The organism is Cnuella takakiae (assembly GCF_001953305.1).
GTDB classification, from domain to species: Bacteria; Bacteroidota; Bacteroidia; order Chitinophagales; family Chitinophagaceae; genus Flavisolibacter; species Flavisolibacter takakiae.
The window spans coordinates 3,995,582-4,015,245 of the sequence record NZ_MTFE01000010.1 but is presented as its reverse complement, the minus strand read 5'-3'; the positions used below and the strand labels follow the sequence as shown (position 1 = coordinate 4,015,245).

The following is a 19,664-nucleotide window of genomic DNA, read 5'->3' as shown; positions in this document are numbered from 1 at the left end:
AGGTAACTGCCATAATCATTTACAAAGGCCCCGACTGTAGCAATACAGTGCGGGGCTTTTTATTTTGTATACCCTATTGAGGCAAATTTTATTACTGCCTATTTCTTTTTGTTTGCGATTGCTGCTAATGTTTCATTTATCCATTTTTTATCCAGCCATTTACCATTAATCATAACTCCTTCGATAAGCTTGGTGTGCTGTATATTCTCCAGGGGATTAGCACCTAACAATACCAAGTCGGCAGGTGCGCCATTTTGTATAGTGCCCATTTTTTGATTACCATAAAATGTACCAACGTTAACCGTGCCGCAAGACAATGCCTGGTAAGGCGATAAACCTGCATCTACTAAGTACTGCAACTCGTGGTGAACCGAAAAGCCCGGAACATTGAAGACCTGTGGCGCATCAGATCCCAATAAGAGCCGCACACCATTCTGCTGGCAGGCTTTGATCAATTTTCTGCGCAGTTCAATATATCGTGGCATATTGTTCCTTTGGTAGGAAGAACTGCCTTCCATATTGTTTTTGGTATTAAGCCAATTTGCAACGGTTTGTTTATCCATGTACTGCATTTCAGGTTCTTTGCTTCTTTCAGCAGCACTATGCTCTGGCGAAATCCATCTTTCGGCTAAAGCTTGCGTAGGTACTACCCAAACCTTTTTTCTTTGTAGTTCCGTCATCAATTTTTTTACATGCACAGTGTCTGCTTCCATAAACAGGTTGGATCCAAAAAATCCATGTGCGCCTTCTGCAAATCTTTCCTTCCCGGGTACTAAGGCCTCTAACATACCATCCAAATGATCAATAGTCAATAATCCCAAGTCAACAGCATTCCAGATGCCAACATCCGAAGGCACATGTCCTGCAAAGGGCAACTTCACTTCCTTAGCTTTTTTACTGAGCGCCTGAAAGGCTTTCAGCTTGATGCCCGGGTGAATTTTGATAAAGTCATAACCCACTAATTTTTGTTCCTGCACCAGCTGTATGGCTGCTTCTGGTGTTGGCACACTGTTGCCATTAGCCGAAGGGCCAGAAGTATAAAAGGAAGGGCCCTGGACTTCGCCTTTTCGAATCTTTGCTTTTAGTTCCAGGTGTTTTGGATGTCCCAGCATTCCCCTGATATGCGTTACACCATTTGCAAGGAACAATAAAAGCACTTCTTTCATTGGTTCCAGATTATTAACAGGTGGCACATGAGCATGCATCTCCGCTAAGCCAGGCACCAGGTATTTACCTGCACCATTTATGATTAGCGCGCCTTGTTGTGGCTTGTATTTTCCGGCAGGGCCAATTGATGCAATAGCGCCTTTCCTGATCACAACATCCTGGTTGGTGATGACTTCTTCTTTGACCATCGGGAGCACATGTACTGATTGAATGATTGTCTCCTGGGCCTGCTGCCCACTGGCTTTGATGGCTTGCACAAGCATCAGCAATAGCAAACAGGTTAACAATGGCATTGGTTTCATAACAGGAATGCTTTTGGTTCTATTAATGTACTATTTATACTGCGTCACCTTTTCAGGGTAGTGACTGAATTTTGAAGTAAATAGCTAATATTCCTGTATCCTGTAGGGTTATCACTTCATGCAACTAGGGTTATTACTGTGCATGCTCCTGTTAGTAATAATTTATTAAATGAGTGTAAATACCTAAAATGGTAAAATTTGATCAATTAAGGAGGAAAATGGTTTTAAATACCAATAGTTTGCAATGAAATTCTATGAGCAACCATAATCCTAAACATGAATCCTTCCGTACTTATAGTAGAAGATTCGCTGCTTGACCGTCATTTTTTCAAAACCTGCCTCGCACAGGATTTCAACCTGAACTTTGCTAGCAATGGTCTTGAAGGCTTGCAAATGCTACGCACCTTTAAGCCTGACCTGATAATTACAGATGTGATGATGCCCGAATGCGATGGTCTTCATTTTGTAAACCAATTACGCAAAGAGTACCCCCAAAACGATGTCCCCATCATTGCTGTTACAGGTAGTACCGACCAGGCCATTACAGAAGCCCTCCTTGCAATGGGCGTACTGGGCCTGGCACACAAGCCATTAATGCCCAAACCATTTTGCCAGCAAATGAAGAACCTGGTGAATCTGCGCCAGCAGATCAGGCAAATGGCAAAGGAAGAAAAGGTACAGCCTGTACTGCGGCGGGTGCCCGAAGATGATTTCATTAAAGATTTCGACACGGTAGTACAGGATTATATCCCCGTGCAGGAAGTAAGCCTGGGCGAAATCGCCCGCAAACTCAATGTGAGCATACCTACATTATTGCGCAAGGTAAAACAGCACTATGGCTGTTCGCCCATGAAGTTGATCAGCGATGCAAAACTGGAGCAGGCCCATCGCTTGCTCCAAACCGAGCAACTCAGTGTAAAAGATGCTGCATTTGAAACAGGTTTTGTGTCCACCAGCTACTTCATAAAAGCGTATAAGAAAAAATACGGTAAAACACCGGGAACTTTACTCATCCGAAATTGAACATATACTACAATGCTTATGATCACCTAGGGCTATTTACTTAGTGTTAGTAGTTTTACTTTTACAGCGTAGAAGTAGAACTACGAATACCCTTGAATAAAACCCTTCGTCATATTGTTTCCCTGTTGTTGCTGGTGCTGTTGGGCACGGTAGCAAATGCGCAGGCTACAATTGGTGCCAACAAAGCGCCAGACAAGGATGCGGTGCTGGAACTGGTAAGCAGTACAAAAGGTTTACTGCTGCCCCGGGTAGCACAGGCTGCACGACCCGCCAACCCAACATCGGGTTTGGTAATTTTCAACACTACCAGCAATGTGCTCGAATACTTTAATGGTACTGCATGGGTTGCGCTGCAATCGGGACAGGCTGCAGTGGGCAGCAACACCACTGCCATTCGGCGCGAGTCGCTGGCATCGCCCTTACAGCTTACCCTAACTGACGACATCGTTGTTTGTACCAATACTATGGGCGGCCAGGTAGTATTGCCAGCTGCTGCAAGCCAGAAAGGAAAAGCGTACAGGATCAAGGTAGCCGGAAACGGCACCGTGGTAGTACGCAGCCAGGATGGTGCCTTGATTGATGATATTACCCTATATGAAATACCGGGGGGAGCCAAGCTTTCCCTGCAGTTCGTTTCCGACGGACAACAATGGAACGTGCTTAACTAACAATCCGTATATATGAAAAGAATTCTACCCTTAATGGTGGCTGCCATTGCTATAGGTAATGCTGCCCAGGCACAAGGCCAACTAGGACAGCTGGTGCGCAACAGCAGCGGTGGTTCCGGTCTTCTTATTTTAAAGCCAAGCCAAACAGGTACCAGCACCTATACCCTTGGTGGCCCTACCGGTAATATTATTACCAGCCACCTCGACCAGGTGAACCTGCTTACAGGCGCAAGTTCGGGTACTTTTAGCGTAAATGGTACCGCAGGTACCCCCAACATTACGCTTACTTCGCTGGGCGGCACAGCCCGTACCTCCATTACCAGCGGCTACGACCGATTGTTGCTGGCCAATAGCACCGGTTTGGTGGATGCCGTAAGCATCAACGACGTAATCGGTTCTTCGGCATGGCGCCTTGCGGGCAATGGTACCACCGATGCATGGAATGGAACTGCCGGAGCCTTTATGGGTACTACCAGTGCTCAGCCTCTTAGCATCGCTACTACCAACAGCACCGCGCAGGCCATACAGTTTTACACTGGTAACAGCGGTGCTAATCTCCGGATGATTATTGGTGCAAATGGAGGTGTAGGTATTGGCCTCTCGGCTGCACCCACCCAAAGCTTTGCGGTAGGTACGGGCACTACTACCAACTTCAGTGTTGTCGGTGCCACAGGTAATACTTCAGTAGGAGGTACCCTCGATGTAACCGGGGCAACCACAATTACAGGTGCATTGAACGCCAACGGCAATGTGGCGGTAAATACCAACAAGCTTACCATTGATGCCGCTACGGGTAATACCGCCATCGCCGGTACGCTGAACACTACCGGTCTGCTGACCGCTGCAGGAGGTGCAACCGTTAACGGCAACACCGTTGTAACAGGTGTAACCAATATCAACTTTACAGGCAGCAATGCCACCACTATTGGCAACCTCAGCCTGGTAGGTTTGGGAACTGCTTCATCTTCCGACTCAGTTTTGCTGGTAGGTAATACACAGGTAAAGAAAATGGCTGTAAGCACCCTTACCGGTAATGTAACCGTATCGGAACAGTCGCTTACTGCTGCTTATACCCTCACAGCTAACGATTATATGATTTCCTGTACCAATGCAGGTACCGGTACTGTAACCCTGCCCACACCTACAGCTGTAGGTAAGGTATACATCATCAAATCTTCGGCTGCCGGTGATATCACTGTTTCCCGCACTGGTTCGGATACTATCGATGGGGCATCCTCTTATACCATTCCCGGCGGCTCCGGTCTGTCGCTCACCTTTGTGTATGTAGCTTCCGGTAAGTGGGCGGTAGTAGACTAATAATATGCATACCTGGTTACTAAACCAGGCCCTTTGATACACCGGATGCGGCGCTTTGCCAGCACCCGGTGTATTCCATCACCCTGACGCTAACGCAACCTGAAAGGAATGCGGACTATGAAAAATGCTACATCCATGAAAACAACCCTCAATGCTCTGGCAGTGTTGCTTAGTGCAGCGCTGCTGGGCGTTAACCCCGTTCATGCGCAGGGTGTGCTGGGGCAAATGCTGCGCAACAACTTGGGTGGCAGGTTACGTGCTGTACTCGATAACCCCGCGGGGACTACTGGTCAATACACAGCAACTTTCCCGGCAGCTTCGGGTACCTTGTTGCTAAACGAGGCAGGTATTGTAAATTTCAGAACAACAGCAACTGCAACAGAACAACGCTTTTGGAATAGCACCGGAACTTTTTACACCGGGCTGCGTGCCGGTGCGGCAACAGCCAATACTACTTTCACCCTTCCTGTGGCCGATGGCGCTGCCGGGCAGCTACTCCAAACCAATGGGGGTGGACAGTTACAGTGGTTTACCCCTTCCGCCGACTGGACCATAAATGGGAATAATGGTACCAACCCAACAAGCAATTTTATAGGAACAACGGATAACGTGAGCCTGGCTTTTCGCACGGCAAATACCCAGCGCATGGTAATTACAAATGCCGGTCGCGTAGGCATAGGGGTAGCAGCGCCTGCAAACAACTTGGTGGTGCTGGATAATATCGAAGTGCAGCGTGGTGCCTCTACATCAGTTTCATCCCTTACCTTTTCTAATACAGCAAATCAGGGCGATTTCCGGATTGGCGGTGACGGAGGAGATATTTTTTGGCAGGGTGGTGGTGGGCGCAACCTGCAAATGGGAGCTTTCCATGGCATGGTGCTGGCCGGCGACAGACAGGCGAATACAGCGCTTAATTTCCTGACACCCAGTTCTACTACTGGCACAATCAACACAAATGTTCTTGTTCAGAGCCAACGTTCAGGCAGCGTTCCCCTAGCCATTCAGGGTTTCTCTGGTTCATCGGCCAATCTTACCGAATGGCGAACACCAGGTACGAATGCATTGATGAATGTGGTGAATTCTAATGGCAACCTGGGTTTAGGCAATACAAATCCTGTTGAAAAACTGGATATAACAGGCAACCTTAAGTTAACAGGTGCACTAATGCCAGGTGGTGCTGCTGGGTCAGCAGGACAGGTGCTGATTTCCAGTGGACCAGGTGCTGCGCCAACTTGGTTGTCTGTTAATAATTCCAATGTCTGGGTGCATGGTGGTAATACACTTGCTGCACAGCAAAATTTTGGTACCCTTAGTAATCATGACTTACCCTTTATAACCAACACTTCAGAGCGTATGCGTCTTACTACAGCTGGTTTTCTGGGTATCAATACCTCTACACCTTTAGAAGCTTTAGATGTAAACGGTAATATTCGAATATCTGGAGGTAACAAAAGACTGGTATTTCTTACACCAGGTGATGATCCAGATGGGGTGATAGAAATGCGGAAATACGGAACCGCTGCAGAAAACAGTGAAATGCTATTTTTCTCTGGTAATGATCCTGCGGGTAGCTGGGGTCCCGACCGGATTAGAATGGCTACCAATGAATTTAAAATACAAACTACAACCTCCGCTCAAATCAATACCATTGCCTTGGCCGAGGCAGAAAATACTGAAAATACAAGGCTGCTGATAAATAGTGCAGGCAATGTGGGTATTGGTACTGAACAATTTGATGGTACTGCTCCTGAAAAGCTATTGGTAGATGCGGGTACGACAAGTTCTTATAATTTGATCAATGGCCAGGGCTCAATTAATGGCTACCTCCAATTTAATATTCAAAACAATTCAACCGGCAACCTTTCCAGTACTGATATAGTGGCTACAGCTAATAATGGCAATGAATCAACCAACTACATCGACATGGGCATCAATGGTCAAAACTATACTGGTAATTATTTTGGCAGCGCCAATGATGCTTATCTATATAACCTAGGAAATGACCTTTTAATTGGTGCCGGTTCGACAAATAAATCCGTACGTTTTTTAACGGGAGGTGGCAACAAAGCTACAAATACCCGGATGATCATTGATGGTTCGGGAAATGTGGGCATCGGCACCCTAAACCCTATTGATAAGTTAACTGTAGCCGGAAATATTTATCCTACAGCTGATAACACCTATAACTTGGGAAGAGTAGGTAATAGATGGCAAACCGTTTTTGCATATAACTGGAGTAGCCCTTCAGACCTTCGATTGAAAACCAATATTCAATCTTTGTCCTATGGTTTGAATGAGGTATTGGCGCTTCGGCCTGTACAGTACAACTGGAATGTAAATCCAAATAAGGATATCAAATTGGGTCTTATTGCTCAAGAAGTGCAAAAGGTAGTTCCTGAAGTTGTAGAAGGTAATCAGGAAAAAGAAATGCTCTCTATGGATTACACAGAGCTGATCCCCGTCCTTATCAACGCCATCAAAGAACAACAGACTCAAATCGACGATCTGAAAAAAGAAATATCCAAACTAAAGAAAAACAAACAATGAAATCCAATTTGCTCCTGAAAACAGTATTGGCTGCAGCATTTTCGATTGCCGGCATTGCCTCAATGGCCCAGGCACCAAAAACGCCTGCCAAAAGCCTCCACGAAAAGGTTTATTTCCAGGCAAAGGCCCTGGCCGATTTCCCTACAGCCATACAGTCGGTACATTACCTGGTTGCAGAAACAGGCGAAGCCACCAGCCGTTGGAACGATAGCCTGGCCTTGCTTTATTTCCAAAGCGGCGCCTATATCCAAAGCTATACACTGGCTGAAAAAATGCTCCAGCAGGGACCCGCTACCGACCTGCGCCTGGAAATGAAAGCCGCTTCTGCCCGCCGCCTCGACCAGCCGCTGGCTGCCATCGATGGATACAGCCAGCTGTTCAGCCGCACCAATAATGCTTATTATGGTTTCGAGCAGCTGCAGCTTGAGTATGGTATCCGCAGGCTCGCGGAAGCGGTAGTAACTGCTACCAAAGTGCTGAAAGCTGCAGGTACTGCCGACAGCACCAGGGTTTCGGTTCCGCGCCGCGATGGCAAGCAGGTGCAGGAAGTAAGCCTCGTGGCTGCTGCCCGCTTTACGCAGGCCCTTGCTTTTTACGACCTGCACCAGGAGACCAATGCAGCCGATGCCCTCAAGGAAGCCCTTGCTGCCGCACCTGCCTACGAGCTGGCGTTGGACCTGCAGCAAAAACTGAATACCGCCGCTAAAAATTAAAATCATGCGCACTCCGGTTCTGTTCTTATTGTGTTGCTGCCTGCACCTCCTGGTGCGGGCACAGGTGTATATACCTGCAGGCGCACAAAACCAGGTTACCGGAGCCATGGTGGTAGCCGACTCAATCACCAACCAGGGTAAGCTAACCCTGGGCAGCAATGCTCATTTTTATTTTTCCGGAGCCCACTGGGCCGAAACATTCCGCCAGAATACCTACGGGCAGGGATTGGTGCTATTTACCAGTACCCAGCAGCAAACCGTTAGCGGCAACCTGCAATTATACCGTACGGTGGTGAATGGGGCAGGGGTGTCATTTAGGAATGAATTCACCATTGACAGTGCGCTCTACCTGGAGGGCGGAGGGGTAAGTGCCACACTTTTAAAAACCCAGAATGCAGCCTGGATCACCCGCAGGGGTGGTAGCCTCAATGCCAAACCCCAGGGCAATTACAACCTTTCTTACCCGCAGTACCAGCCATTGGTGGCGGGCGCTGAGGCTTTGGGATCAGGATTGCAAAATGTAAACATCGAGAATATTGCAGGTGTCACCATCACCCAGGACCTGGCTGCAAAAGGGCGGATCAGCGGTGTAGGCACCCTGATCTTTGCAGGCGCCCGCCAGCAGGTACTCAGGGCGGATGCGGGTTTTGCATTGGGCCAGTTATTTGTGCAAAATGCGGCAGGCCTGTCTTTATCCTCTTCGGGTAGCATCAGCAATATGCTGCGCCTGGATGCCGGTAAATTGTACCTCAACAACGAACTGCTGACCCTTATGCCGGATGCCGCCATTGAGGGGTACAGCAAAGACCGCTACCTGGTAGCGGGTACCAACCTGGGCAGGGTACGCCGCCTTGGTTTTGCCGGGCAGGAGCTTTTCCCGATGGGCACATCCGAATGGTATTTGCCGGTTACGGTTACCCATACCCAGCCTGCTGATTTTACCCTTGGCCTGTTCTCCGGTATTACGGCCAATGCACTGGAAGGTGGTCCTCCCGCCGAGCAGAAACCTTTTATGGTGGACCTCGTGTGGACAACAGAAACCAGCAATCCCGCCAATACCCGGGTGAACCTGGAATGGCAGCCACAATTGGAAGGATCAAGGTTCAACGAACTGGATTTGGGAATGGTTGGACTGTGGGCATTCAGGGGTGGCTGGCAGTTGCAAAATACAGCCATTCAATACAACCAAACAAGTAGACAAGTGGCGATCCAGTTGCCTACCTCTGGCCGGTTTGCCATCGGGGCCAACGATACCCTCGCTACCAACATGAAACTGGCCCTCACCGCACGCAAGGGCATAAACGGTGAGGCTGTTTCCTTGCAATGGCTTGTAAATATTATGGGTGTACGGAGCGGCAGGTTCTACCTGGAACACAGTACGGACGGAATGCATTTCAGTGCTTTGCAGCAAATACAACCTGTTGGGCTGTCCTATTACTCTGGTTTGCATAGTCAGCCACCAGCCGGAATCAACTATTACCGTGTGGTGTACCAAAGCACCTCCGGGCTGAAAGTGTACAGCAATGTGGCCGTGGTATCCAACTTTGGCGCAAACGATTTCCTGCAAGCATTCCCCAACCCGACACAGGGACCTGTCAACCTTAGGTTCACTACTTCCACACGGGGGCCTGCTGTGCTCCGCATATTCAATGACCGGGGCAGGCTCGTACAATCGAGGGAAGTTCAGTTGGAGGCCGGCGTAAATACCATCCGCACAGATCTGACCATGCTTTCAGCTGCTACCTATATCATTCAGGTGCGGTACGAAGCGGTAAAAGTGATCAAACTGGATGATTAGCGGATAAGGGTGGCAGTGCCTTTCTGTACCATTTTCCTGCCCTGGAAATCCGTTGCCTGCACCATCCAGACATACACCCCAGCCACCTGTGGCTGGCCACCTACGGTGCCATCCCAGCCGCGGCCATCGGGGGCGTTGTACAAAAGCTGGCCCCAGCGGTTGAAAACGGAGAAACGTTCTACCCGGCTGATACCCACTGCTATGGGGCGCAGCAGGTCGTTCAGTCCATCCTGATTGGGGGAGAATGCCGTGGGTACAAATACCTGCGGACCAGTGGCAAAAATCTTTACCAATATAGAAGCCGAATCGGCGCAGCCTTCGGGTGTGTACACCTTTACCTGGTAGCGGATGCCTCCCCCGTAATTGTTGTTAAAGCGGGCAATGGGATTGGCAATATCTGTGGCCGACAATGCCGTTGCCGGGGACCATTGGTACAGTTCGCCACCTGCTGCCTGCAGTTGCAGGCTTTGGCCAAGCACCACGCTGGTATCCCTTCCGGCAAAAGCCCTGATGAGTGGCCGTACTGTTACGATTACAGTATCTCTTGAGGGTTTGGGGCAACCGCTGTTATTGGTTGCGGTCAGTATATAAGCAGTCGTGCCAGCAGGGCGGGCTGTTGACTGCAGGTTTTGCGGGTTAGACAGGCTTTGGGTATTCGACCAGCTAAAGTTTTGCCCATTGGTGCTGCCCTGTAAAAAAGCTTCGGTACCAAAGCAAATGGTTGTGTCGGCGCCGGCATTGCTGATGGGGTAGGGAAGGGTATTGATGGTAATGCTGGCAGTAGCCTGGCAATTGCCAATAGAGGCGGTAAGCTGGTAAATGCTGTTGGCAACAGGGCGGGCGATTGGGTTTGATACATCGGTTTGTTCCAGTCCTGGCGCTGCCTGCCACTGGTAGCGCAGGGCATTGGAAGCAATACGCAGCCGCAAACTGTCGCCACTGCAAATGGTGGTATCTGCCATGGCCACAAGTTGAACTTCCCGCTCTACCATGATGCGTACCGAGTCGCGGTTGCGGCAGCCATTATCATCCAGATCGGCATAGTAGGTACGTGTTATGGTAGGGCGCACCTCAGGGTCGGGAGCTTCGGGGTTTACCATTTCCACAAGCGGCGACCAGCGCAATGCCCCGCTGCCATTTGCCTGCAGGCGCACGCCATCGCTGATACAAATGGTGGTATCCCTGAAGCCGAGGTTTAAAGCTGGTTTGTCAATAATGGCCAGCAGCCTTGTTGCCGTATCGCGGCAACCATTGCTGTTGCTTACCTGCATCACTACCTGGCGGCTGCCGGCACTCCGGTATTGATACTCCGTATTGGGCCGGTTATACTGTTCATCGGAAGAGGTGGCAATGCCATCGTCAAAGTCCCACTGCCACTGGTTGATGCGGCCATATACCGTGGTGCTGCCATCGCGGAAGCGGGTGGGTTTGCCATTACACAATCCTTCAAAATCAAAAGCCGGTTTGAAGCCGGGGTATACCCGCACCAGGGAGGTGTTGGAGTCTGCGCATTCACCATTGCGGTTGATGACCAGCTTCAGGTTGAACAGCCCCGTGTCTCTGAAATCGTAGGCAAAACCCTGCTCCGAACTGCCCGCCAGTTGGCGCCCACTACGGTCCTGCAGCTCCCAGTTGTAGCTCCTGATAAGGGGGCTGTTCGACTGGTTGGATACTACCAGCCTGGTGCTGTCGCGGCATAAGTTGTACTCCGGTTCCAGTGTGGCCGCGGCAATGGTGCAGGAAGCGATAAAGATCTGCAGGTCCTTTCGTTGCGTGGCTATTACTTTACCATTGCGGATTTCGCTTACACATACCGTTACCACGTAGATGCCCTCGCTGGGTGCAATGCCGGTGATGAGCCCCGTGCGGCTATCAATTCGCACCTTATCGCCAAGTGGCGCGCTGCCGGTAAAGCCATTGCCATAAGGTACGCTTTGAAAAGGAGGCGTGGATACGGGCTCGGCGGCGCCCATCCTGAAGGTGCCGCCCTGGTAGGCATCGCAGAAGGCGTAACGCAGCTCGTCCCCGTCGGCATCGGTAGCGGCAAAAGAATAGGTAAAAGCATTGTTGGCACATACCGCCACCAGGTCGTTGCCGGTAAAACGGGCGCTGCTGTTGGCAGGTGCCCCCGGTACTTCGGTGCCCGGTATTTCTCCCATATAAGTAGTGCCCACATTGCTGTAAAAAGGTATGAGGTTGCGGATGCCGCCAATGCGGAACACAAACTGGCTGGCAACAATATAACCGTTGGGCGTGGGTGGCAGGGTAGCGGTGAACTCGTAAAAGCCTACTTCATAACATACCAGGGGTGGGTCGGTAATACACTTGTTGGGGTCGTTGAGTTGCAGGGTAGTTGTGCGGGCAAGCCTTACTTCAATATCCTGAATCCGGTTGCGGTTGCCTTTGTCAAAAATGGAAATGACGGCCGGGTTATTGAACTGCCTGCCGCTGTTGCAGCGCATGAATACTTTTACCGTAATGTTGTACTGGTAGTTACCGCCGGGAGTGCCCATCAGGGTATAGTACAATTCGCCACCAGTGATGTGGTCGGCCCGTGCACTGCGGGGAAGCATCGCCAGAAACAAACACAGGCAAAGCAAAGGTTTCATACGGCATGTTTTGAAGTGTAACCGTTGGGAGTATGCTTTGGAATTTTCCTTTTATAAGATACGTTTTATTTGGGCTGCAGGTTGTGTGGCCCCGCCAAATAGGGGATTGTGGTACAAAAACAATAAACCCACCTTGGCAAGGAAGTTGAATAAATGAAAACATCATTTAACTACTTACTAAAACAAGGAGGACTAATTATGCCTACTAATCTTAACCCCGAGCACAAAGAGGGCAAAGTGGCAACCGCCATCGAAGAGCAAACCGCTAAACTGCCTTCTGATCTCTTCCTGTGGGCAGCCCTGGGTTCCATGGCTGTATCACTCACCCTGCAAATCATGGGTCGTAAAAAAGAAAGTTTGTTTGTAGGCCAGTGGCCCGCGCCATTCCTGCTGTTGGGCTTGTACAATAAGCTGGTAAAGCTGGAAGGCCACGATTAGTTTATGGCTGTAAACAGGTAGGAAGCGGCTGGCATTTATTGTCTGCCGCTTTTTTATTGCCCACCCTGTTTTGGCGCTCAGCTTATTTTTCGATACTTTGGATTTGTAAACCAAGGACCACCACCCACCTTTAACCCTGAAAATGCCTGCCCTTCGTTACCTGATTTTTGTTGCAGCAGCCCTGCTCGTATGTTTTGCAGCATGCAATCAAACCGAAATTCTTCCCAACCCTGTTCATCCTTTCAAGGTTCAAAGCAACTTATTGTATAACGTGGCTTTAAATTACCGGGGTGAGGAAGTAGAACTTTACCTGGATGCATACCAACCCCAAAATGGCAAAAAGAATCCTTGTATCGTATTGCTGCATGGCGGCGACCTGATGCAGGGTAATAAGGACGAATGGAAAGGTCTTGCCGAAACACTGGCACAGAAAGATATAACCGCAATTGCCATCAACTACCGGCTGGGCCGGGGTGGAAATGGCGAACCGTGTAACGGAGATGCGTATACTGTTGGACAATCTTTTTACCGGGCCGTACAGGATGTTCATGCCGCTTTTCGTTACCTGGTACAAAACGCTGAAACTTTAGGGATCGATACTTCCCAACTGTTTGCCGGGGGCACGGGGGTGGGCGGTGTTGCCGCACTGTCGCTGGGGCATACAACACAAACTGATTATGAACGGATCTACCCCGGCATAACGGACGACCTGGGTGAGGTAAATGCTTCTGGAAACCTGCCCCTTTTACCATTCCGGTTGCGGGGTATAGTACATTGGCGCGGAGCATGGTTAACCGAATCGCCTGGCACCGGGGCTGATGTTTTGCCTGTAATGGGTTTCTTAAATGCTACAGACTCGCTGGTTCCAGAATTCAAGGGGCCCTTTAATAAGTGCAGCAATTACCCCATGCTTTACGGTTCGCGTTTTATACAGGATAAAATGCAGGCCTACAATACAACCGCCATTTTACACCGCCGGGTGGGCGGCGACACCGGGCTAGACGATAACTATTACTATTCTTCCAATATCAATTGCTTCATTAAGGACGTGAAAGCAGGCAAGCTTACCAAGGGTATCCTTACCAATAATATTGCTGTTTGTCCCTGATGATATTACCTGCCAGTAATTGGATGCTTAACCAGGAAAAAGCATGCTCCTTTTACAATTACAAATTTGGGGTGCTCAATTCGGCAGCAATGCAACAGCCGGGCGCTGATCAACATTTTCAAAACGGCTGATACGGTGACTGCAACGCAGCATTGAATCAGCAAGTTGAAAATCCTGTACGATAAGTGCCATTTACGGCCATTACCTGTTGTAGGGTAAAACTTCGGTTGCCGTTCATGGTTATCAGGTGGGTACCCTTTTCTTCCCTGATAGATTCAATGGTGCCGTTTTCGCTGCCCATGCCCTGGTCTTCCACAAACAGGGATGCAGGCGCACCGCTTTGTTGCAGTTGCTGGAGCAATGCCAGTAATTCTTTATCCTTGATAATTTGATGTTCCATAACAAAGGGTTGTGGTAGTGGTATTACAAAAAAGCTTTTGTATCGGCCTTATAAAGTTGATGCGTTTTAGCCAGATTTTAGTGTCGTTTAATCCTTGGATAAAGCATCTTTCGGTTAGCCCAGCTAGAAAGGTGCAATTGAGCTATGTTCCCAAAACATAGCCCACGGTTCGGGGCAAAAAAAAAGCAATGCGCGGGCACTGCTTGGTTTTTTCTGGATGGAAAAAGCTGGTTAAGCCAGCCACTTTTTCAAAAACACCTGTACAATGGTGCGGGGTGTAGCGGATGCACTTCGATCCACATCCATCACTTTGTAGTCGTGAATGTGATAGCCATCCTTAAGGTGGTCTTCCAGCAATGCTTCGTGGCGAAATAAATCGCCTCTTTTGCATGCCTGGGTTAGTCCATCTTCACCCGATGCATTGGGCACCACGATCGTTACTTGTTTTTCCATGCGCGTTATTTTAAAAGGTGAAAATGCAGGTTGTTCTTACCTATAGCAAAGCTAATGCCGCTAAATTACTCATTTAAAAGCGCTAATGCAGATTTCAGGGGCCCCGGGCTATCCTGTACTTTCCTGTACCTGCTGCAGCGCCTGGTAGGCGGCATTGTTGCGTTCGGTAATTTCTTTCTGCAGCTCCTTGTTGATCATCACGCCCGCTTTGGCGCCTTCTGCGGCCGCTACCACTACAAAGTGCATGTCGCGATCGGCATCGCCGGCAACGTATAATCCCGGTGTGCTGGTTTGCTGGAAACGATTGGTGATCACCACGCCTTTCTTGCTTACCTCGCACCCAAAGGTTTCGTACAAATTGCAGTGTTGGGTATAACCGTTCACAAAAAACAAGGCTTCACAAGGGCGGCGGTCCCCATTTTTAAATACCACTTCCTGCACTTGTCCATCGCTGCCTTCCAGCTTTGCAATGGGCGTAAACACTACTTCAATGCCATTGGCTTCCAGTTGTTCCTGCTGGTGGGGTTTTACTTTGTATTTACCATCGGTATACAGGGTTACTTTGTCCGTCCATCCTTTTAGCGCAAGTGCCAGTTCCCAGCCCTCTTTATTGCGGGCATAAATGCCCACGTTTTTATCGCGCACTTCCCAGCCGTCGCAATAGGGGCAGTGGTGTACCGATTTGCCATAAAACTCCCGGAAGCCGGGAATCTCAGGCACATTGTCTATCAGGCCGGTAGCTACTACCAGCTTTTTCGACTGGTGAAGGGTGCCATCTTCGGTGCGCACCACAAACTGTCCTTCTTCGTTCTTGCGGGCATGGGTAACTTTTTGAAAGATCCGGTCCACGCCATATTTCAAAATTTCCTCGTGGCATATTTTAAGGAAGTCGCCCGGCAGAATGTCGTCGCGGGTAAGGTAGTTGTGCATGCCGTGCGAGTACTGATTGCGGTACTGGCGGGTGTCGAAAATCAGCACCTTGCGGCGGCATCGGCCCAGCACCACCGCCGCGTTCAGTCCGGCAGGTCCACCGCCTATTATAATACAATCCCAAAGCTCCATGAATGTTTTACTGGGAATTTGCAAATAGAGTGCTAAGGCCGGACGGAACCGGCGGTTTTTTGTTTTTGGTTTATAGTTGTTGAATATGCTGATGCTTACCAAGGCCATCCAGCACAGCATGGGAACAAGCACTTAAAAACAAAAAGGGTTACCGCCTGGCCTGTATCCTGCCGTTGTAGGAAATGCTTTGCCTGTTGTTGAATACCGCCTGCAGCGAGGCATTGCCGTTGGGGAAAACCTGCAGGGTTATTTGCCGGGCTTCGGTACCGGACCGGGGTTCAATGGTAATGTTGGTAGCCTCCTTTTTCCCTTTGGACACCTGGTAACCGAATTGGGTGGTGTTAAAATCCATACCGCCGCGGGTAGGGTCCATAGGGGCATTGTAGGAGCGCCCGGCATAGGGCAAATAGCTTTGCACCGTATCGCCCGACACCCGGAAGAAAAAGTCGGGCGTAACCTGGCGGGTGCGGCCACCTGTCGGCGACATGGTTTGCGGGATGAACACAAATGCCTTGCGTTCCAGCAATTCGCCGGTGTTGAGGTCGGCAGCGCCGGTAGTGTTTTGGGGCGCACTGCAGGCTAATGCCGTTGCCATCAGGCTCAGGCCAAATGCACCGTTGCGCAGGAGCTGTAGGGACTTCATAATGGTAGTATTAGGGTGGGTGTGCTGATGGTGGCTGAGGCTTAATCGCGCTCTGTAAGGGCTTCTTTTCTTTGCTGCTCCAGTTCGGCCTCTTCGGTGGGGTCGGCTTCCACTTCAGGAGCATCCTCGCGGAATGGGTTCTTCGGATTATCGCTGGTATTGGCTGCAGGTTGGGTGCCCTGGTCTTTATCAGTTTGCTTTTCCATGGTCAATAGTTTATGGGTATACCCAAAAAATAAAGCCAGAAACAAAACTCTTTAGCCAATACCAAAACAAAAACGCTGCAAAGTATTGGTTGTTCAACACCTTGCAGCGCTTCCCATTATTTGCTGTTGTTCTGTTTTCGCAAATGCGCACGCAAAACCTCAGGCCTCACACATAACTAACACATTCTTTCAGTTCTTTTTCTGTGTAAGCCAGGCCATATTGTTTCAATACTTCGGGTGGCACGCCGTTCCACTGGTTGGGCTGGTTACCTACATAAGCCAGGTCCTTAAAACCTTCCTGCGAGGTATAAAAGCCCGTGAGCACCAGGTCGCGCATGCGGTTAAAAAAAGCAACACCCTGCTTCATCTCGGGTTTTGCTTTTTCGGGGTAGGCAATATCTGTTACCAGCTGCTTCTGCTGGTCGGCCGATGCATCCAAGAAGCCCTTGCCAAATCGTTTATGGCTTTCCAGTTCCAGCCAGCGCAAACCACCCCGCATGGGTGTCTGATGCTGGGGCATGTCTTTAACAATAAAAGCTATAAAATCGGGTACACCAGCCTGCGAGGCGCTGCCCGACTTTTCATCTGCCGGCAAAATGATATCTCCCAGCACGGTGATGGTTGCCAGTTCTTCCTTGGTAAAGAACGTATCGCTCTTTAGCTTTTCATCATTGGCCTTTTCTTCGGGGAACCGGTCAATCTTGCCGCCCTCACCGGCAGCGGCTTTTACCAGTACGTCCTTTTTATCTGCCGACTGGCAGCTTTCCAGCAGCACGCCGCCAAATGCGGAGAGCGCAATGTATTTAAGGGATGATCTGCGATCCATGTAATTAGGATTTGAGGTTGCCGGATGCCAGGAACCGGCAACATGATTTATATTTTTCCTTCTTTAAGTCCCTTCACCAGGTATTCCGATGCCCGCATCGAAAGGGCCATGATGGTCCAGGTAATATTTTTGTCGGCCTGCGACACAAAGGCGGCACCATCCACCACAAAGAGGTTTTTGCAGTCGTGGGCCTGGTTCCATTTGTTCAGAGCCGACTTGCGCGGGTCGTCGCCCATGCGGGCAGTACCAGCTTCGTGGATGATCTTGCCCGGCGTTGCAAGGCCGTAGTTGTTCTCAGGACCATCATCGTTGCCGCCGGTAATAACGGCGCCCATGCCATGCATGATTTCGCGGAAGGTTTCCTTCATGTGTTTGGCCTGCCTGATCTCGTGGTCGCTCCATTTTACATTAAACCGAAGCACGGGTATCCCGTACTTGTCCACCACGTTGGGATCAATTTCGCAATAATTGCTTTCCAGCGCAATGGCTTCGCCGCGGCCGGCCATGTGTACCTGTGCGCCATAGAAGTAGCGGATGTCTTCCTTAAGCGAAGCGCCAAATCCACCGGCTTCTTTTTGTTTGCCGTTCACAAGGTATTTACCGTTTACATTTTGTACACCCATACCAAAGCCATACATGGGCATGCCCATGCCGCCGCCATATTCAATGTGGTACCCACGGGGGAAATCAAGCTTCTTATTGTCGAGCCACCACGGCGAGTACACGTGCATACCGCCCACGCCGTCTTCGTTGTAGCGTTTGCGGCCAAAAAGTTGGGGCAGTACGCCGCTCATGCTGGCGCCGGTGGAGTCGTGGAGGTATTTGCCTACCACGCCGCTGCTGTTGGCCAGACCGTTCTGGTGGCGCGGACCCTTGGAGTTGAGCAGGAGCCTTGAGCTTTCGCATGCCGATGCGGCAAGGATCACTGTTTTGCCCCGCACCAAGTATTCCTGCATATCGGTTTTGTCCACGTACGATATGCCGGTAGCAAGGCCTTCCTTATTGGTCAGCACCTCGCGGGCCATGGCGTTTACATACATGTCTACATTACCTGTAAGCAGGGCCGGTTTTACCAGTACGCTTGAAGACGAGAAGTCGGCATAAACGGTACAGCCCCTGTTGCACTGCCCGCAATAAAAACAGGCACCCCTGTCGTCATTGATTTTTTGGGTGAGGATGGACAGGCGGGAAGGAATGATGCGTACACCGGCGGCGGTAGCGCCTTTTTTGATGATCAGCTCGTGAAGGCGCGGTCTGGGTGGCGGCAGGAAAAAACCGTCGGGATCGTTTTCCAGCCCTTCGTTGGTGCCAAAAACGCCTACCATCTTGTCCAGCCGGTCGTAATAGGGCTTGATTTCATCGTAGCTAATGGGCCAGTTGTCGCCCAGGCCATCGATGCTTTTGCGTTTAAAATCGTGCGGGCCAAAACGCAGGGAGATGCGTCCCCAGTGGTTGGTACGGCCACCCACCATGCGGCTGCGCCACCAGTCCCACTGGGTGCCTTCGGCCTTGGTATAGGGCTCACCGTCGATTTCCCATCCCCAATAGGAAGCGTCAAAATCCCCGAAAGGCCGGTACTTGGTACTGGCACCCCTGCGGAGACTTTCCCAGGGCGCTTTTAACTGCATGACGTTTTTGGCAGGATCATAGTCGGGACCCGCTTCCAACAGGGCCACTTTGAGGCCTGCTTTGGAAAGCTGGTGGGCAGCCATGCCACCACCGGCGCCGGAACCAACAATCACCACATCATAAACTTTGGGCTGTTCCTTAATTTGAAAATTTCCCATGAACAAACGTTAGATGCCCAATTTAAAGAGAAATATCAATGACCGGATAGAAGGGTTTTGCGCAACCCGGTGCACAGGTTGACGGTGCAAAAAATGGTAAAAACCTGTCGGCTTTGCCTGCCTTTCAGGTGGGTAGAGTATTCTGAATCAAGCGGGTCATCCGCTCGTAATGCGAACCTTTCCAGTACAGCTTGCCGCAATTGGAACACTGCCAGAATTCGGTGAAAGCTGCTGCCGTTTGGGGCTGTAGCAGGTGCATGATTTCTGCTTTTGCAATGCTTTCCAATATGCCATTACAGGCTAAACACCGGGAGAATGGTTCCTGAAATTTTTGTAGTTGAAAATGGCCGAAAACTTCCTGAAGTTGGGCTTCTGGGTTTTCGGAAGAAAGTACCAGTTTTTGGATAAAAGGATTGTGTTCAAGACGGCTGTTTCGGGTGAGCAGCACCCGCTGCTGTGTATGTGCAGTACGCAATAGTTGCGGAAGCTGGATATCATTGGCATATTGGGTGTCGAACCCCAGCATGCGCAGCCATTTTGCCAGGCGGCCCAGGTGTACATCTGCAACGAATTGGGGCTTTTGCATAGGGGGAATCA

Annotated in this window: 18 protein-coding genes; 8 read left to right on the top strand and 10 right to left on the bottom strand. The window is 50.0% G+C overall.

Annotated features, from left to right (window positions below; translation table 11 throughout):
• Positions 1 to 98: 98 nt before the first annotated feature.
• The gene (locus BUE76_RS17285; RefSeq protein ID WP_073043117.1) at positions 99 to 1,469 is read right to left on the bottom strand and encodes an amidohydrolase family protein; all 1,371 of its coding nucleotides are present in this window, start codon (positions 1,467 to 1,469) and stop codon (positions 99 to 101) included.
• Positions 1,470 to 1,745: 276 nt separating this feature from the next.
• Between BUE76_RS17285 and BUE76_RS17280 the strand changes: the two genes are divergently transcribed.
• The 6 genes from BUE76_RS17280 (at position 1,746) to BUE76_RS17255 (ending at position 9,535) form a co-directional block, all read left to right on the top strand.
• Positions 1,746 to 2,492, top strand: a complete 747-nt coding sequence (locus BUE76_RS17280) for a response regulator transcription factor (RefSeq protein ID WP_073043115.1) — start codon at positions 1,746 to 1,748, stop codon at positions 2,490 to 2,492.
• A gap of 92 nt (positions 2,493 to 2,584) precedes the next feature.
• Positions 2,585 to 3,160 (top strand): hypothetical protein, encoded by a 576-nt coding sequence (locus BUE76_RS17275; protein ID WP_143157298.1) that lies wholly within the window; start codon positions 2,585 to 2,587, stop codon positions 3,158 to 3,160.
• A gap of 12 nt (positions 3,161 to 3,172) precedes the next feature.
• The gene (locus BUE76_RS17270; RefSeq protein WP_143157297.1) at positions 3,173 to 4,477 is read left to right on the top strand and encodes a beta strand repeat-containing protein; all 1,305 of its coding nucleotides are present in this window, start codon (positions 3,173 to 3,175) and stop codon (positions 4,475 to 4,477) included.
• A gap of 135 nt (positions 4,478 to 4,612) precedes the next feature.
• On the top strand, positions 4,613 to 7,024 hold the full coding sequence (locus BUE76_RS17265; RefSeq protein WP_158069994.1) for a tail fiber domain-containing protein: 2,412 nt from the start codon (positions 4,613 to 4,615) through the stop codon (positions 7,022 to 7,024).
• The gene (locus tag BUE76_RS17260) at positions 7,021 to 7,737 is read left to right on the top strand and encodes a hypothetical protein (RefSeq protein ID WP_073043108.1); all 717 of its coding nucleotides are present in this window, start codon (positions 7,021 to 7,023) and stop codon (positions 7,735 to 7,737) included. Before BUE76_RS17265 ends, BUE76_RS17260 begins: the two co-directional genes overlap by 4 nt.
• Before the next feature lie 4 nt (positions 7,738 to 7,741).
• A complete protein-coding gene (locus BUE76_RS17255) occupies positions 7,742 to 9,535 on the top strand; it encodes a T9SS type A sorting domain-containing protein (RefSeq protein ID WP_073043106.1) in 1,794 nt (597 codons plus the stop codon).
• Here BUE76_RS17255 and BUE76_RS17250 read toward each other — a convergent pair.
• Positions 9,532 to 12,144 carry a PKD domain-containing protein gene (locus tag BUE76_RS17250; protein ID WP_073043104.1) on the bottom strand — a complete coding sequence of 871 codons (2,613 nt, stop codon included), beginning with the start codon at positions 12,142 to 12,144 and terminating at the stop codon, positions 9,532 to 9,534. The genes BUE76_RS17255 and BUE76_RS17250 overlap by 4 nt on opposite strands.
• Before the next feature lie 198 nt (positions 12,145 to 12,342).
• Between BUE76_RS17250 and BUE76_RS17245 the strand changes: the two genes are divergently transcribed.
• On the top strand, positions 12,343 to 12,582 hold the full coding sequence (locus BUE76_RS17245) for a hypothetical protein (RefSeq protein WP_073043102.1): 240 nt from the start codon (positions 12,343 to 12,345) through the stop codon (positions 12,580 to 12,582).
• A gap of 142 nt (positions 12,583 to 12,724) precedes the next feature.
• The gene (locus BUE76_RS17240; RefSeq protein WP_073043100.1) at positions 12,725 to 13,690 is read left to right on the top strand and encodes an alpha/beta hydrolase; all 966 of its coding nucleotides are present in this window, start codon (positions 12,725 to 12,727) and stop codon (positions 13,688 to 13,690) included.
• Between the two features lie 157 nt (positions 13,691 to 13,847).
• Here BUE76_RS17240 and BUE76_RS17235 read toward each other — a convergent pair whose 3' ends face one another.
• From BUE76_RS17235 to BUE76_RS17205, 8 genes are all read right to left on the bottom strand, one after another.
• A complete protein-coding gene (locus BUE76_RS17235) occupies positions 13,848 to 14,090 on the bottom strand; it encodes a hypothetical protein (RefSeq protein ID WP_073043098.1) in 243 nt (80 codons plus the stop codon).
• Positions 14,091 to 14,321: 231 nt separating this feature from the next.
• A complete protein-coding gene (locus BUE76_RS17230) occupies positions 14,322 to 14,543 on the bottom strand; it encodes a hypothetical protein (protein ID WP_073043096.1) in 222 nt (73 codons plus the stop codon).
• Between the two features lie 108 nt (positions 14,544 to 14,651).
• Complete coding sequence (locus tag BUE76_RS17225) at positions 14,652 to 15,605, bottom strand: NAD(P)/FAD-dependent oxidoreductase (protein WP_073043181.1); 954 nt, start codon at positions 15,603 to 15,605, stop codon at positions 14,652 to 14,654.
• Between the two features lie 148 nt (positions 15,606 to 15,753).
• Complete coding sequence (locus tag BUE76_RS17220) at positions 15,754 to 16,248, bottom strand: DUF4251 domain-containing protein (RefSeq protein WP_073043094.1); 495 nt, start codon at positions 16,246 to 16,248, stop codon at positions 15,754 to 15,756.
• Positions 16,249 to 16,289: 41 nt separating this feature from the next.
• Entirely contained in the window at positions 16,290 to 16,454 is a 165-nt protein-coding gene (locus BUE76_RS24545) for a hypothetical protein (protein ID WP_158069993.1), read from the bottom strand.
• Positions 16,455 to 16,620: 166 nt separating this feature from the next.
• Positions 16,621 to 17,280 (bottom strand): gluconate 2-dehydrogenase subunit 3 family protein, encoded by a 660-nt coding sequence (locus BUE76_RS17215; protein WP_073043092.1) that lies wholly within the window; start codon positions 17,278 to 17,280, stop codon positions 16,621 to 16,623.
• 47 nt (positions 17,281 to 17,327) lie between these two features.
• The gene (locus BUE76_RS17210) at positions 17,328 to 19,067 is read right to left on the bottom strand and encodes a GMC oxidoreductase (protein WP_073043090.1); all 1,740 of its coding nucleotides are present in this window, start codon (positions 19,065 to 19,067) and stop codon (positions 17,328 to 17,330) included.
• Between the two features lie 124 nt (positions 19,068 to 19,191).
• Entirely contained in the window at positions 19,192 to 19,653 is a 462-nt protein-coding gene (locus BUE76_RS17205; RefSeq protein WP_073043088.1) for a Mut7-C RNAse domain-containing protein, read from the bottom strand.
• Positions 19,654 to 19,664: the final 11 nt, after the last annotated feature.